General features: G+C 57.6%; 10 protein-coding genes. 9 read left to right on the forward strand and 1 reads right to left on the reverse strand.

Annotated features, from left to right (window positions below):
- The first annotated feature begins 34 nt into the window (after positions 1-34).
- The 6 genes from rlmD to queE all read left to right on the forward strand — a co-directional run bounded on the left by rlmD (position 35) and on the right by queE (position 8,697).
- Positions 35-1,351 (forward strand): 23S rRNA (uracil(1939)-C(5))-methyltransferase RlmD, encoded by a 1,317-nt coding sequence (gene rlmD, locus HFD92_RS19630; RefSeq protein ID WP_167429535.1) that lies wholly within the window; start codon positions 35-37, stop codon positions 1,349-1,351.
- Positions 1,352-1,380: 29 nt separating this feature from the next.
- Positions 1,381-3,612 carry a GTP diphosphokinase gene (relA, locus tag HFD92_RS19635; protein ID WP_009086968.1) on the forward strand — a complete coding sequence of 744 codons (2,232 nt, stop codon included), beginning with the start codon at positions 1,381-1,383 and terminating at the stop codon, positions 3,610-3,612.
- Between the two features lie 156 nt (positions 3,613-3,768).
- Entirely contained in the window at positions 3,769-4,554 is a 786-nt protein-coding gene (gene mazG, locus HFD92_RS19640) for a nucleoside triphosphate pyrophosphohydrolase (RefSeq protein ID WP_009086966.1), read from the forward strand.
- Between the two features lie 232 nt (positions 4,555-4,786).
- Entirely contained in the window at positions 4,787-6,424 is a 1,638-nt protein-coding gene (gene pyrG, locus HFD92_RS19645; protein ID WP_009086964.1) for a glutamine hydrolyzing CTP synthase, read from the forward strand.
- A gap of 76 nt (positions 6,425-6,500) precedes the next feature.
- Positions 6,501-7,796 (forward strand): phosphopyruvate hydratase, encoded by a 1,296-nt coding sequence (gene eno / locus HFD92_RS19650; protein WP_009086962.1) that lies wholly within the window; start codon positions 6,501-6,503, stop codon positions 7,794-7,796.
- A gap of 229 nt (positions 7,797-8,025) precedes the next feature.
- Positions 8,026-8,697: a 7-carboxy-7-deazaguanine synthase QueE gene (gene queE / locus HFD92_RS19655; RefSeq protein ID WP_046102459.1), complete on the forward strand. Its 672-nt coding sequence runs from the start codon at positions 8,026-8,028 to the stop codon at positions 8,695-8,697.
- Between the two features lie 106 nt (positions 8,698-8,803).
- Here queE and queD read toward each other — a convergent pair whose 3' ends face one another.
- Complete coding sequence (queD, locus tag HFD92_RS19660) at positions 8,804-9,163, reverse strand: 6-carboxytetrahydropterin synthase QueD (RefSeq protein ID WP_009086958.1); 360 nt, start codon at positions 9,161-9,163, stop codon at positions 8,804-8,806.
- A gap of 299 nt (positions 9,164-9,462) precedes the next feature.
- Between queD and cysJ the strand changes: the two genes are divergently transcribed.
- Genes cysJ through HFD92_RS19675 form a run of 3 tightly spaced genes read left to right on the forward strand, consistent with a single transcriptional unit; the run spans position 9,463 to position 13,726 of the window.
- The gene (gene cysJ, locus HFD92_RS19665) at positions 9,463-11,274 is read left to right on the forward strand and encodes an NADPH-dependent assimilatory sulfite reductase flavoprotein subunit (protein ID WP_046102458.1); all 1,812 of its coding nucleotides are present in this window, start codon (positions 9,463-9,465) and stop codon (positions 11,272-11,274) included.
- Positions 11,274-12,995: an assimilatory sulfite reductase (NADPH) hemoprotein subunit gene (gene cysI / locus HFD92_RS19670; protein ID WP_009086953.1), complete on the forward strand. Its 1,722-nt coding sequence runs from the start codon at positions 11,274-11,276 to the stop codon at positions 12,993-12,995. Before cysJ ends, cysI begins: the two co-directional genes overlap by 1 nt.
- A complete protein-coding gene (locus HFD92_RS19675; RefSeq protein WP_009086951.1) occupies positions 12,992-13,726 on the forward strand; it encodes a phosphoadenylyl-sulfate reductase in 735 nt (244 codons plus the stop codon). The genes cysI and HFD92_RS19675 overlap by 4 nt, the downstream gene beginning before the upstream one ends.
- The last annotated feature ends 38 nt before the right edge of the window (positions 13,727-13,764 follow it).

Genomic DNA, 13,764 nt, shown 5'->3' on the forward strand with positions numbered 1-13,764 from the left:
GCAGGTCGTTTCGATAAAGAGAACTGATAACACTATGGCGCAATTTTACGTTGCAAAACAGCGCGTGGCGACACAACAGCGGATCACCGTCACCATCGATGAGCTCGATCCGTTCGGTCAGGGCGTGGCGCGTCACAAAGGCAAAACGATTTTTGTCGCCGGTGCCTTGCCGGGTGAGCAGGCGGAGATCACGCTGACAGAGGATAAACGCCAGTTTGCCCGGGGGAAAGTGAAACGGCTGCTCAGCCGCAGTCCGGCACGCGTTGCACCGCGCTGTCCCCACTTTGATCGCTGCGGTGGCTGCCAGCAGCAGCATGCAGAGGTGGAGCTGCAGCAGCAGAGCAAAGCTCAGGCGCTGAGCCGGATGCTGAGCCAGGCCGCCGCGCAGACGATCGCGGTGGAGGAGGTGATCGCCGGTGAACCCTGGGGCTACCGGCGTCGCGCCCGTCTGGGTCTGCAGTGGCAGAATAAAGCGCAGCGGCTGCAGATGGGATTTCGCCAGGAGGCGAGCAACGATCTGGTCGATATTCAGCACTGCCCCGTTTTAGTGCCCGAACTTGAGGCATTGCTGGTGCCGCTGCACCACTGCCTGAGTGCACTGCGCGCCGTCAGGCGTCTCGGTCATGTGGAACTGGTGCTGGCGGATAACGGCCCGCTGATGATCCTGCGCCATCTTGATGCGCTGCACCCGGACGACCGTGAAAAACTGGAACAGTTTTCGCATAAGCATCAGCTGATGCTCTTCCTGGATGCGGGTGATGAAGGGTTAACGTCGCTAACGACTCAGACACCTTTTTATCACTCTCACCAGCTTAAGCTAACCTTCAGTCCACAGGACTTTATTCAGGTTAACGATGCGGTGAATCAGCAGATGGTGGCAAAGGCGATAGCCTGGCTCGATCTGCAACCGGAAGACCGGGTTCTGGATCTCTTTTGCGGCATGGGAAACTTCACACTTCCTATAGGAATCTTCGTACAAAATGTGGTTGGTGTGGAGGGGGTTGCAGCATTAGTGCGGCAGGCAGCGTATAATGCTGATTCGAATAATCTTAAAAACGTCAGTTTTTTTCAGCATAATCTGGAAGAGACGGTGTCGCGCCAGCCGTGGGCGGCACAGGGATTTAACAAGGTATTACTCGATCCGGCACGCGCCGGGGCTGCGGGCGTAATGGCACATGTGGTTAAACTTGCGCCAGAACGCGTGGTCTATGTGTCGTGTAATCCAACAACACTCGCCCGCGACAGTCAGGTCTTGCTGTCGGCAGGCTACCAATTGGAAAGGGTCGCGATGCTGGATATGTTCCCTCATACCCGTCATCTCGAATCCATGGTGCTGTTCAGAAAAACATAAGCGATGTATGTCGTTGTGCAGGAGAGGTTATGGTTGCGGTCAGAAGTGCGCATTTAAATACTGAGGGGGAATTTGCCCTCGACCAGTGGATCGCCAGTCTCGGTATCGCCAACCCGCAATCATGTCAACGCGTTGCCGATACCTGGCGCTACTGTGAAGCGCAGACGCAGGACCATCCCGATCAGTCGCTGCTGCTGTGGCGCGGGATCGAGATGGTGGAAATCCTCTCCATGCTCAGCATGGATATCGAAAGCCTCTGTGCGGCGCTGATCTTCCCGCTGGCTAACGATGAAGTGGTGAGTGAGGAGGAGCTGGAAACCGCCGTCGGCAAAGGCATCGTCTCGCTGGTGCACGGCGTGCGCGACATGGACGCCATCCGCCAGCTGAAAGCGATTCACAACGACTCCATGGCCTCTGAACAGGTCGATAACGTCCGCCGTATGCTGCTGGCGATGGTCGAAGATTTCCGCTGCGTGGTGCTGAAGCTGGCCGAACGCATCATGAACCTGCGCGAAATGAAAGATGCGCCGGAAGATGAGCGGGTGCTGGCGGCCAAAGAGAGCACCAACATCTATGCCCCGCTGGCCAATCGTCTCGGCATCGGTCAGCTCAAATGGGAGCTGGAAGATTACTGCTTCCGCTACCTGCATCCCGACGAATACAAGCATATCGCCCGGTTACTGCATGAGCGGCGTATCGACCGCGAGCAGTATATCGACAACTTCGTCAGCAACCTGCGCAAAGAGATGGCCAAAGAGGGCGTGCGAGCCGAGGTCTACGGTCGTCCGAAACATATCTACAGCATCTGGCGTAAGATGCAGAAAAAGTCGCTGGCCTTTGATGAGCTGTTTGATGTGCGGGCGGTGCGCATCGTGGCCGATCGCCTGCAGGATTGCTACGGCGCGCTGGGCACGGTGCATACGCTCTATCGCCATCTGCCCAGCGAGTTTGATGACTATGTCGCCAACCCGAAACCCAACGGCTATCAGTCGATTCATACCGTGGTGTTAGGCCCGCAGGGCAAAACGGTGGAGATCCAGATCCGTACCCGCCAGATGCATGAAGATGCGGAGCTGGGGGTGGCGGCGCACTGGAAATACAAAGAGGGCCCAACCTCGAGCAGCGCGCGTGGTGCTGCCGGCCACGAAGAGCGCATCGCCTGGCTGCGTAAGCTGATTAGCTGGCAGGAGGAGATGGCGGACTCGGGCGAGCTGCTTGAAGAGGTGCGCAGCCAGGTGTTTGATGACCGGGTCTACGTCTTTACTCCGAAAGGGGACGTGGTGGATCTGCCTGCCGGATCGACACCGCTCGACTTTGCCTACCATATTCACAGCGACATCGGTCACCGCTGCATCGGCGCAAAAATCGGCGGCCGCATTGTGCCGTTTACCTATCAGTTGCAGATGGGCGACCAGGTTGAGGTGATTACCCAGAAGCAGCCGAACCCGAGTCGCGACTGGCTCAACCCGAACCTGGGCTACATCACCACCAGCCGCGGACGCTCGAAGATCCACAACTGGTTCCGCAAGCAGGATCGCGACAAGAACATTGCCGCCGGACGGCAGATTCTGGATAACGAGCTGAACCAGTTCGATATCAGCCTGCGCGAGGCGGAAAAACTGCTGCTGCCGCGCTATAACGTGACCTCGCTTGAAGAGCTGCTGGCGGCGATTGGCGGCGGCGATATTCGTCTCAACCAGATGGTGAACTTCCTGCAGGCGAAGCTGAACAAGCCGAGCGCCGAAGAGGAAGATCGCGAGGCGCTGCGCCAGCTGACGCAGAAAGCCTACACTCCGCCAGCGCGCAAAGAGAGCGGGCGTGTGGTCGTGGAAGGGGTGGGCAATCTGATGCACCATATCGCCCGCTGCTGCCAGCCGATCCCGGGCGACGATATTGTCGGTTTCATCACCCAGGGGCGCGGCATCTCTATCCACCGCGCCGACTGCGACCAGCTGGCCGAACTGATTTCCCATGCCCCGGAACGCATCGTCGATGCGGTGTGGGGCGAAAGTTACTCCAGCGGCTATTCGCTGGTGGTGCGGGTGACGGCCAACGATCGCAGCGGGCTGCTGCGCGACATCACCACCATTCTTGCCAATGAGAAAGTGAATGTGCTGGGCGTGTCGAGCCGCAGCGACACCAAAAAACAGCTCGCCACCATCGACATGGACATCGAGATCTACAACCATCAGGTACTGGGACGTGTCCTGGCGCGTCTGAACCAGGTCTCTGATATCATTGACGCCCGTCGCCTGCACTGATTGTCAGTCAGGCCCTGCGGCAACCGGCAGCGTGCGGTTGCGCGGGCGCAATCTGCACCCCGGGGCGCTGCCGGACGCGCGTTACTGCATCCGTCAGCGCCTGTCATGCGCCTCTCTGTTTCCTGTCATCTGACCATCAATCAAGGATCTACCCGAATGAACGCTATTGAGCGCCTGCTTGGCATTATGAAAACCCTGCGCGATCCCGAGCATGGCTGTCCGTGGGATCGTGAACAGACCTTTGCCACCATCGCGCCCTATACGCTGGAAGAGACCTATGAGGTGCTGGACGCCATCCAGCGCGAAGATTTCAGTGACCTGCGCGGCGAGCTGGGCGACCTGCTGTTTCAGGTGGTCTTTTATGCCCAGATGGCGAGTGAAGCGGATCGATTCAACTTTGAGGATGTCTGCCACGCCATCAGCGACAAGCTGGAGCGCCGTCATCCGCACATCTTTGGCGAGGCCACGGCGGAAACCAGCACGGAGGTGCTGAAAAACTGGGAAGCGATTAAGAGCGCCGAACGGGCAGAGAAAGCGCAGCATTCGGCGCTGGACGATATCCCCAAAGCACTGCCTGCGCTGATGCGCGCCCATAAAATCCAGAAGCGTTGCCATAATGTCGGCTTCGACTGGACCACCCTGGGACCGGTGGTGGCGAAAGTGCATGAAGAGATTGATGAGGTCATGCACGAGGCGCAGCAGAGCGTGGTGGACAGCGAAAAACTGGAAGAGGAGATTGGCGATCTGCTGTTCGCCACCGTCAACCTGTCGCGCCATCTGGGCAGCAAAGCAGAAACCGCGCTGCAGAAGGCCAACGACAAGTTTGAGCGCCGCTTCCGCGCGGTGGAAGCGATAATTGCCGCGCAGGGACTGAGTATGCCGGGGGCGACGCTGGAACAGATGGAGGCCGCCTGGCAGCAGGTCAAAGCCGGGGAGAAGTGATGATTATTCCAGCGCTGTGCATAAAGTCGCCGTTTGCGCTTACACGATTCAGCGCGCCATCAACTTTGTGACGTACGTCAACATTTCTTTGGCGGCTATCCGCTATGTTAGCCGCAGCAATGCGTTGGAGGATGGCTGTGATTCATCAATTGTGGCTGATAGCGGTTTCCAGTATACTGTTTTCCCGTCCTGGTTATTCCACCGTCTTTAAACCTAAACTCTCAGGTTCAGCATGACAACGAATTATATTTTTGTGACCGGCGGGGTCGTTTCCTCTCTGGGTAAAGGCATTGCCGCAGCCTCCCTCGCAGCCATTCTCGAAGCCCGTGGTCTGAACGTGACCATCATGAAGCTGGACCCGTATATCAACGTGGATCCAGGCACCATGAGCCCGACGCAGCACGGCGAAGTTTTCGTCACTGACGACGGCGCCGAAACTGACCTGGATCTGGGTCACTACGAGCGCTTCATCCGCACCAAAATGACGCGTCGCAACAACTTCACCACGGGTCGTATCTACTCAGATGTCCTGCGCAAAGAGCGCCGGGGCGACTATCTGGGCGCAACCATTCAGGTTATCCCGCACATCACCAACGCCATCAAAGAGCGCATCATTGAAGGTGGCGAAGGTCATGATGTCGTGCTGGTCGAAATCGGCGGCACGGTAGGCGATATCGAATCGCTGCCGTTCCTGGAAGCGATTCGTCAGATGGCCGTCGATGTGGGCCGCGAGCACACCATGTACATGCACCTGACGCTGGTGCCTTATATGGCGGCGGCGGGTGAGGTGAAAACCAAACCGACTCAGCACTCTGTTAAAGAGCTGCTGTCGATCGGTATCCAGCCAGACGTGCTGATTTGCCGTTCTGACCGTGCCGTACCGGCTAACGAACGCGCCAAAATCGCCCTGTTCTGTAACGTCCCTGAAAAAGCGGTGATCTCGCTGAAGGACGTCGATTCCATCTACAAGATTCCTGGCATGCTGAAATCGCAGGGCCTGGATGACTATATCTGCAAGCGCTTCAACCTGAACGCACCGGAAGCCAACCTGGCCGAGTGGGAGCAGGTGATTTACGAAGAAGCCAATCCGGGTGGCGAAGTCACCATCGGTATGGTGGGCAAGTATGTTGAGCTGCCGGATGCCTACAAGTCCGTGATCGAAGCGCTGAAACATGGCGGCCTGAAAAATCGCGTGACCGTGAACATCAAACTGATCGATTCGCAGGATGTGGAATCACGCGGTGTCGAATTGCTGAAAGATCTGGATGCGATTCTGATTCCGGGTGGCTTCGGTTACCGCGGTGTGGAAGGCAAGCTGATGACTGCGCAGTACGCGCGTGAAAACAATGTGCCGTACCTGGGTATCTGCCTGGGCATGCAGGTCGCGCTGATGGAGTTTGCGCGCAATGTCGCCGGGATGCCGGGCGCCAACTCCACCGAATTTGTGCCAGACTGTAAATACCCGGTGGTGGCGTTAATCACCGAATGGCGTGACGAAGAGGGCAACGTCGAAGTCCGCAGCGAGCAGAGCGATCTGGGCGGCACCATGCGTCTGGGCAGCCAGCAGTGTCAGTTAACGCCGGGCAGCCAGGTTCGCCAGCTCTACGGCTCTGACACCATCGTTGAGCGCCATCGCCACCGCTATGAAGTCAACAATATGCTGTTAAAGCAGATTGAAGCAGCCGGTCTGCGCGTGGCGGGTCGCTCTGGTGATGATCAGCTGGTTGAGATCATCGAGATCCCGAACCATCCGTGGTTTGTGGCTTGCCAGTTCCACCCGGAGTTCACCTCGACACCACGCGACGGCCATCCGTTGTTTGCCGGCTTTGTGAAAGCCGCGCATGAGCATCAGAAGCGTTTAGCGAAGTAAGTTTCACAAACAGCGCGCGAACTTTTCGCGCGTTGTTTGTCTTAGGATTGACTAACTTGTACTGAGGAAAATCGTAATGTCCAAAATCGTAAAAGTCATCGGTCGCGAAATTATCGACTCACGTGGTAACCCGACTGTTGAAGCTGAAGTGCATCTGGAAGGCGGTTTCGTAGGCCTGGCCGCTGCGCCATCAGGTGCTTCTACCGGTTCACGCGAAGCGCTGGAACTGCGTGACGGTGACAAATCACGTTTCCTGGGCAAAGGCGTAACCAAAGCCGTTGCTGCAGTAAACGGTCCGATTGCTGAAGCGGTAAAAGGCAAAGACGCGAAAGATCAGGCGAACATCGACAAGATCATGATCGACCTGGACGGTACTGAGAACAAATCTAACTTCGGTGCAAACGCCATTCTGGCTGTTTCCCTGGCAGCGGCAAAAGCGGCGGCGGCGTCTAAAGGTCAGCCACTGTATGAGCACATCGCTGAACTGAACGGCACCCCAGGCAAATACTCTATGCCTCTGCCAATGATGAACATCATCAACGGTGGCGAACATGCCGACAACAACGTCGACATCCAGGAGTTCATGATTCAGCCGGTTGGCGCAGCTAACGTGAAAGAAGCCATCCGTATGGGTTCTGAAGTGTTCCACAACCTGGCAAAAGTGCTGAAAAGCAAAGGCATGAGCACCGCTGTCGGTGACGAAGGCGGCTACGCACCAAACCTGGGTTCCAACGCTGAAGCACTGGCTGTTATCGCAGAAGCGGTAAAAGCAGCAGGCTACGAGCTGGGCAAAGACATCACCCTGGCGATGGACTGTGCGGCATCTGAGTTCTACAAAGATGGCAAATATGTTCTGGCCGGTGAAGGCGGTAAAGCGTTCACCTCTGAAGAGTTCACCCACTTCCTGGAAGATCTGACTAAACAGTATCCGATCGTCTCTATCGAAGATGGCCTGGACGAATCTGACTGGAACGGCTTCGCTTACCAGACCAAAGTTCTGGGCGACAAAATCCAGCTGGTGGGTGATGACCTGTTCGTAACCAACACCAAAATCCTGAAAGAAGGTATCGAAAAAGGTATCGCTAACTCCATCCTGATCAAATTCAACCAGATCGGTTCTCTGACCGAAACTCTGGCTGCGATCAAAATGGCGAAAGACGCGGGCTACACTGCGGTGATTTCTCACCGTTCAGGTGAAACCGAAGATGCGACCATCGCTGACCTGGCGGTTGGTACTGCAGCAGGCCAGATCAAAACCGGTTCAATGAGCCGCTCTGACCGTGTTGCTAAGTACAACCAGCTGATCCGTATCGAAGAAGCGCTGGGTTCTAAAGCGCCATTCAACGGTCTGAAAGAAGTTAAAGGTCAGTAATGACCCGGTGCTGATGCCACGTTGCGTGGCATCGCATAAACAGAAAGCCCCGCCCTGTGCGGGGCTTTTTGTTTATGCAGTGTACAGTCACGGATGGCAGGGCCCGATCAAGCGGCAATCCTGCCGGCCCGTGCAGTTCCCTGCGCGCGGAGAAAAGGCACAACGCGTGGTTGAGCTGCGCGACAAATCTGCCATAATCAGCGCCCCGATTTATCCAGGCGAGTAAAAAATGTTCTACCCGATTAACGAAATGTTCCAGACACTGCAGGGCGAAGGTTACTACACCGGCGTGCCTGCTCTCTTTATCCGCCTGCAGGGATGCCCGGTGGGCTGTAGCTGGTGCGATACCAAACATACCTGGGACAAACGGGCAGATCGGGAGACCTCGCTGGGCGACATTTTGATCAAAACGGTGGAGAGTGACGCCTGGGGCGATGCCGACGCGGCGACCCTGCTTCGCGCCATCGAACAGCAGGGCTGGACGGCGCGGCACGTGGTGATTACCGGCGGTGAACCGGCGATATACGATCTGCGCCCGTTAACCGCTGCGCTGGAACAGCAGGGTTTTCAGTGCCAGATTGAGACCAGTGGCACTCACGAAATCCACTGCTCTGAACGGACCTGGGTGACGGTGTCGCCGAAGGTGAACATGCGCGGCGGCTACGACGTGTTGCCGCAGGCCCTGAGCCGGGCTGATGAAATCAAACATCCGGTGGCGCGCCAGCGTGATGTCGAGGCACTGGATGCGCTACTGGCGGGCATTGAGGACAGCAAACCGCGCATCATCGCGCTTCAGCCCATCAGCCGCAAAGAGGAGGCGACCCGCCTCTGCATTGAGACCTGCATCGCCCGCAACTGGCGTCTGTCGATGCAGACCCACAAATATCTCAATATCGCCTGATTTTCATCGCGGCGGTTTCTGCGCGCGGAGGGGGGCGTGCAGAGCAGGGGATAGCAGAGGCGAAAAAGGGGAGCCGCGTCGGATCGAAGGATTCGATCCGACAGGGTCAGCCGCGGTAAACGCAGCCCGCAGTACAGGTTTCTTTGATCATGACCGCGCTTAACAGCGGCAGTTGCGGCTTCATCTGATCCCAGATCCATTTCGCCAGCACTTCGCTGGTGGGATTTTCCAGGCCGGGAATATCGTTCAGGTAGTAGTGGTCCAGCCGATCGTAGACCGGCTTAAACGCCGCTTTCAGTTCAGCAAAATCCATAACCCAGCCGGTATGCGCATCCACTTCGCCGGTAATCTCCAGACGAACCAGGAACGAATGACCGTGCAGACGGCCACATTTGTGTCCGGCCGGCACATTCGGAAGATGGTGCGCGGCCTCGAACTGGAATTCTTTAAACAGGGTGGTAGACATAGTGGTTCTCAGACATTAAAAAACCGCTGGATTCTACCTGATTACCGCTTTTTTCGCACCCGCTGCGCACGAAGCGTTCTTTTTCTTCACCCCTCTTCCTCTGATGTCCAGCTAATTAACTGATATAGCGCCGCTTTGCTTACCACTTTTGCTGATTAATCCTACCTGAAAAACCATTTAGTCATTTTGGTTATTTGATATGTCGAAGGCGTATTTAATCGTTAATATACAGCCCGGTAACCTACGCACTCTTCCGCCATTTTACGGTCCGGACTTCTGATACTGGAATTTTTAACGCGATGACGACTCAGGCACCTGGTTCAATGCTTCCGCTCTCTCCGGAACAACTCGCCCGCTTACAGGCGGCGACGACAGATTATTCCCCGACTCAACTGGCGTGGCTGTCAGGCTATTTCTGGGGCAGGGTAGAACAGGCACCGGGTAGTGCCGTCGCCAGCAGCACACCGCCTGCGGCGGCCGCTGAAGCACCGGTTATCACACTGCTTTCCGCCTCACAGACCGGCAATGCCCGTCGTCTGGCCGAGCAGCTGCGTGATGACCTGCTGGCCGCGAAGCTGAACGTCAACCTGGTGAACGCCGGTGATTACAAGTTCAAACAGATTGGCCAGGAAAAGATGCTGGTCGTCGTCACCTCGACCCAGGGCGAGGGCGAACCGCCTGAAGAGGCGGTGGCGCTGCATAAGTTCCTGATGTCGAAAAAGGCACCGAAAATGGACGGGGCCGCCTTTGCCGTGTTTGGCCTGGGCGACACCTCCTATGAATTCTTCAGTCAGGCGGGCAAAGATTTTGACAGCCGACTGGCCGAGCTGGGCGGCGAGCGCCTGCTTGATCGCGTGGATGCGGATGTCGAGTATGCGGAGCAGGCCACGGCCTGGCGCAGTGCGCTGACAGCGATCCTCAAAGCGCGCGTGCCGACTGAATCGCCGGCGCAGGCGGCCGCGACAGTGGCAGGCAGCGTCAACGAAGTGACCACCAGCCCCTACAGCAAAGAGGCGCCGCTCAGCGCCAGCCTGGCGGTGAATCAGAAAATCACCGGACGGGATTCCGACAAAGATGTGCGCCATATCGAAATCGATCTGGGCGACTCCGGTCTGCGCTACCAGCCCGGCGATGCACTGGGCGTCTGGTATGAAAACGACGCGGCGCTGGTTAGCGAACTGCTGGAGCTGGTCTGGCTGAAAGGCGATGAACCGGTTGAGGTTCAGGGCCGCACGCTGCCGCTGGCCGAGGCGCTGCAGAAGCATTTCGAGCTGACGGTGAATACGGCGCAGATTGTTGCGCAGTACGCTCAGCTGTCGCGTAACGCCGAACTGCTGGCACTGGTGGATGATAAAGCCAGGCTGCAGCACTATGCGCAGCAGTACCCCATCGTCGACATGGTGCGCCTGGCTCCGTCTGAGCTCAGCGCAGAACAGCTGACCGGACTGCTGCGTCCGCTGACGCCGCGACTCTACTCTATCGCCTCCTCTCAGGCAGAGACCGATACCGAAGTGCATATCACCGTGGGTGCCGTTCGCTTTGATATCGAAGGTCGCCAGCGTGGCGGCGGCGCATCTACCTGGCTGGCCGATCGGATCGAAGAAGAGGGCGAGGTCCGGGTGTTCATCGAACATAACGACAACTTCCGCCTGCCGGCCGATCCGGATGCTCCGGTCATCATGATCGGGCCGGGCACCGGCATCGCTCCCTTCCGCGCCTTTATGCAGCAGCGCGATAACGACGGTGCGGGCGGCAAAAACTGGCTATTCTTTGGCAATCCCCACTTCACCGAGGATTTCCTCTATCAGGTCGAGTGGCAGAAATATGTGAAGGATGGTCTGCTGACCCATATCGACCTCGCCTGGTCACGCGATCAGGCTGAAAAGATTTACGTTCAGGATAAGATCCGCGCGAAAGGTGCCGAAGTGTGGCGCTGGATTCAGGAGGGCGCGCATCTTTATGTCTGTGGCGACGCCAATCGCATGGCAAAAGACGTCGAGCAGGCATTGCTGGATGTGGTGGTCGAACACGGCGGAATGGATCGTGAAACGGCCGACGAATTTTTAAGTGAGCTGCGCATTGAGCGCCGTTATCAGCGAGACGTTTACTAATGAGCGATAAACACCCTGGACCGCTGGTTGTAGAAGGCAAATTAACCGACGCTGAGCGTCTGAAGAAGCAGAGCAACTATCTGCGCGGCACCATTAAAGAAGATCTGGAAGAGGGTCTGACCGGTGGATTTACCGGCGACAACTTCCTGCTGATCCGTTTCCACGGCATGTACCAGCAGGACGATCGCGACATCCGTGCCGAGCGTGCTGAGCAGAAGCTGGAGCCGCGCCACGCCATGATGCTGCGCTGCCGTCTGCCGGGCGGGATCATTACGCCGACCCAGTGGCTGGCTATCGACAGATTTGCCACCGACAAAACCCTTTATGGCAGCATCCGTCTGACCAACCGTCAGACCTTCCAGTTTCACGGCATTCTGAAAAAGAACGTGAAGCCGACGCATCAGATGCTGCACGAAGTGGGGCTGGACGCGCTGGCGACCGCCAACGACGTCAACCGTAACGTGCTCTGCACCTCGAACCCGGTTGAGTCGGAGCTGCATCAGGAAGCGTATGAGTGGGCGAAGAAGCTCTCTGAGCATCTGCTGCCGCGCACCCGTGCCTATGCCGAGATCTGGTGGGATAAGGAAAAGATCGCGACCACCGATGAAGAGCCAATCCTCGGTGAAACCTATCTGCCGCGTAAGTTCAAAACGACGGTGGTGATCCCGCCGCACAACGACGTGGATCTGCACGCCAACGATCTGAACTTCGTAGCGATCGCTGAAAACGGCAAGCTGGTGGGCTTCAACCTGCTGGTGGGCGGCGGCCTGTCGATTGAGCACGGCAACAAAGCGACCTACGCACGCACCGCCAGCGAGTTTGGCTACTTCCCGGTGGATAAGATCCTCGACGTGGCTGAAGCGGTTGTCACCACCCAGCGCGACTGGGGTAACCGTACCGACCGTAAAAACGCCAAAACCAAGTACACCCTGGAGCGCGTGGGCGTCGAGACCTTTAAGGCGGAAGTGGAAAAACGGGCCGGCGTGACCTTTGAGCCGATCCGCCCGTATGAATTCACCACCCGTGGCGATCGCATTGGCTGGATTAAAGGCATCGACAATAAATGGCACCTGACGCTGTTTATCGAGAATGGTCGCCTGCTCGACTATCCGGGCCGTCCGCTGAAGAGCGGCATTGCTGAAATTGCGAAAGTCCATCAGGGCGATTTCCGCCTGACCGCCAACCAGAACCTGATTGTGGCGGGCGTGCCGGAGAGCGAGAAAGCGAAGATTGAAGCGATCGCCCGTGAACATGGTCTGATGGATCACGTCACGCCGCAGCGCGAAAACTCGATGGCCTGCGTGGCCTTCCCGACCTGTCCGCTGGCGATGGCGGAAGCAGAACGCTTCCTGCCCGCCTTCGTGACCAAAGTCGAGGGCATCATGCATGCGCACGGCGTCGGTGATGAGCACATAGTGTTACGCGTTACCGGTTGTCCGAACGGTTGTGGTCGTGCCATGCTGGCAGAGCTGGGTCTGGTGGGTAAAGCGCCAGGCCGCTATAACCTGCATCTGGGCGGAAACCGCACCGGAACGCGTATTCCCCGCATGTACCGTGAGAACATTAACGAAAGCGAAATTCTCGCCACCATTGATGAGCTGGTGGGACGCTGGGCCACCGAGCGCCAGGCCGCAGAAGGCTTTGGTGACTTCACCATCCGCGCGGGCATTGTCGCGCCGGTGCTGGACCCGGCACGCGACTTTTGGGAGGAGGCAAAATGAGTCATCCTGACCTCGCAGCACTGAATGAGATGTCCAAAGTCCAGCGTGCAATGGCGCTGGCGGCGACCAATGCGCAGCTGGAGAAGGCGTCAGCAGAAGAGCGGGTCAGCTGGGCGCTGGAGCATCTGCCGGGCGCCTATGTGCTCTCCTCCAGCTTCGGTATTCAGGCCGCGGTGTCGCTGCACCTGGTGACGCGTCAGCAGCCCGATATTCCGGTGATCCTGACCGACACCGGCTATCTCTTCCCGGAGACTTATCGTTTTATTGATGAGCTGGCTGACCAGCTCAATCTCAACCTCAAAGTGTTCCGCGCCGAAACCTCTCCGGCCTGGCAGGAAGCGCGCTACGGCAAACTGTGGGAGCAGGGCGTCGAGGGGATTGAGAAGTACAACGAGATCAACAAAGTCGAACCGATGAACCGCGCGCTGGAAACCCTGGGCGCGCAGACCTGGTTTGCCGGTTTGCGCCGCGATCAGTCGGGCAGCCGGGCGAATCTGCCGGTGCTGGGCGTGCAGCGCGGCGTCTTTAAGGTGCTGCCGATTATCGACTGGGATAACCGGAAGATTCATCAGTATCTGGAACAGCATAAGCTGAAATACCATCCGCTGTGGGATGAGGGCTATCTCTCGGTGGGCGATACCCACACCACCCGCAAGTGGGAGCCGGGTATGGCAGAAGAAGAGACCCGCTTCTTCGGTCTTAAGCGTGAGTGCGGCCTGCACGAAGGCTGAATCCCGCGCCTCTTCTCTCCCCCCTGGCTGGCGGGAGA

The sequence above is a fragment of the Pantoea sp. EKM101V genome (assembly GCF_011800325.1).
In the GTDB taxonomy this organism is placed as follows: domain Bacteria; phylum Pseudomonadota; class Gammaproteobacteria; order Enterobacterales; family Enterobacteriaceae; genus Pantoea; species Pantoea anthophila.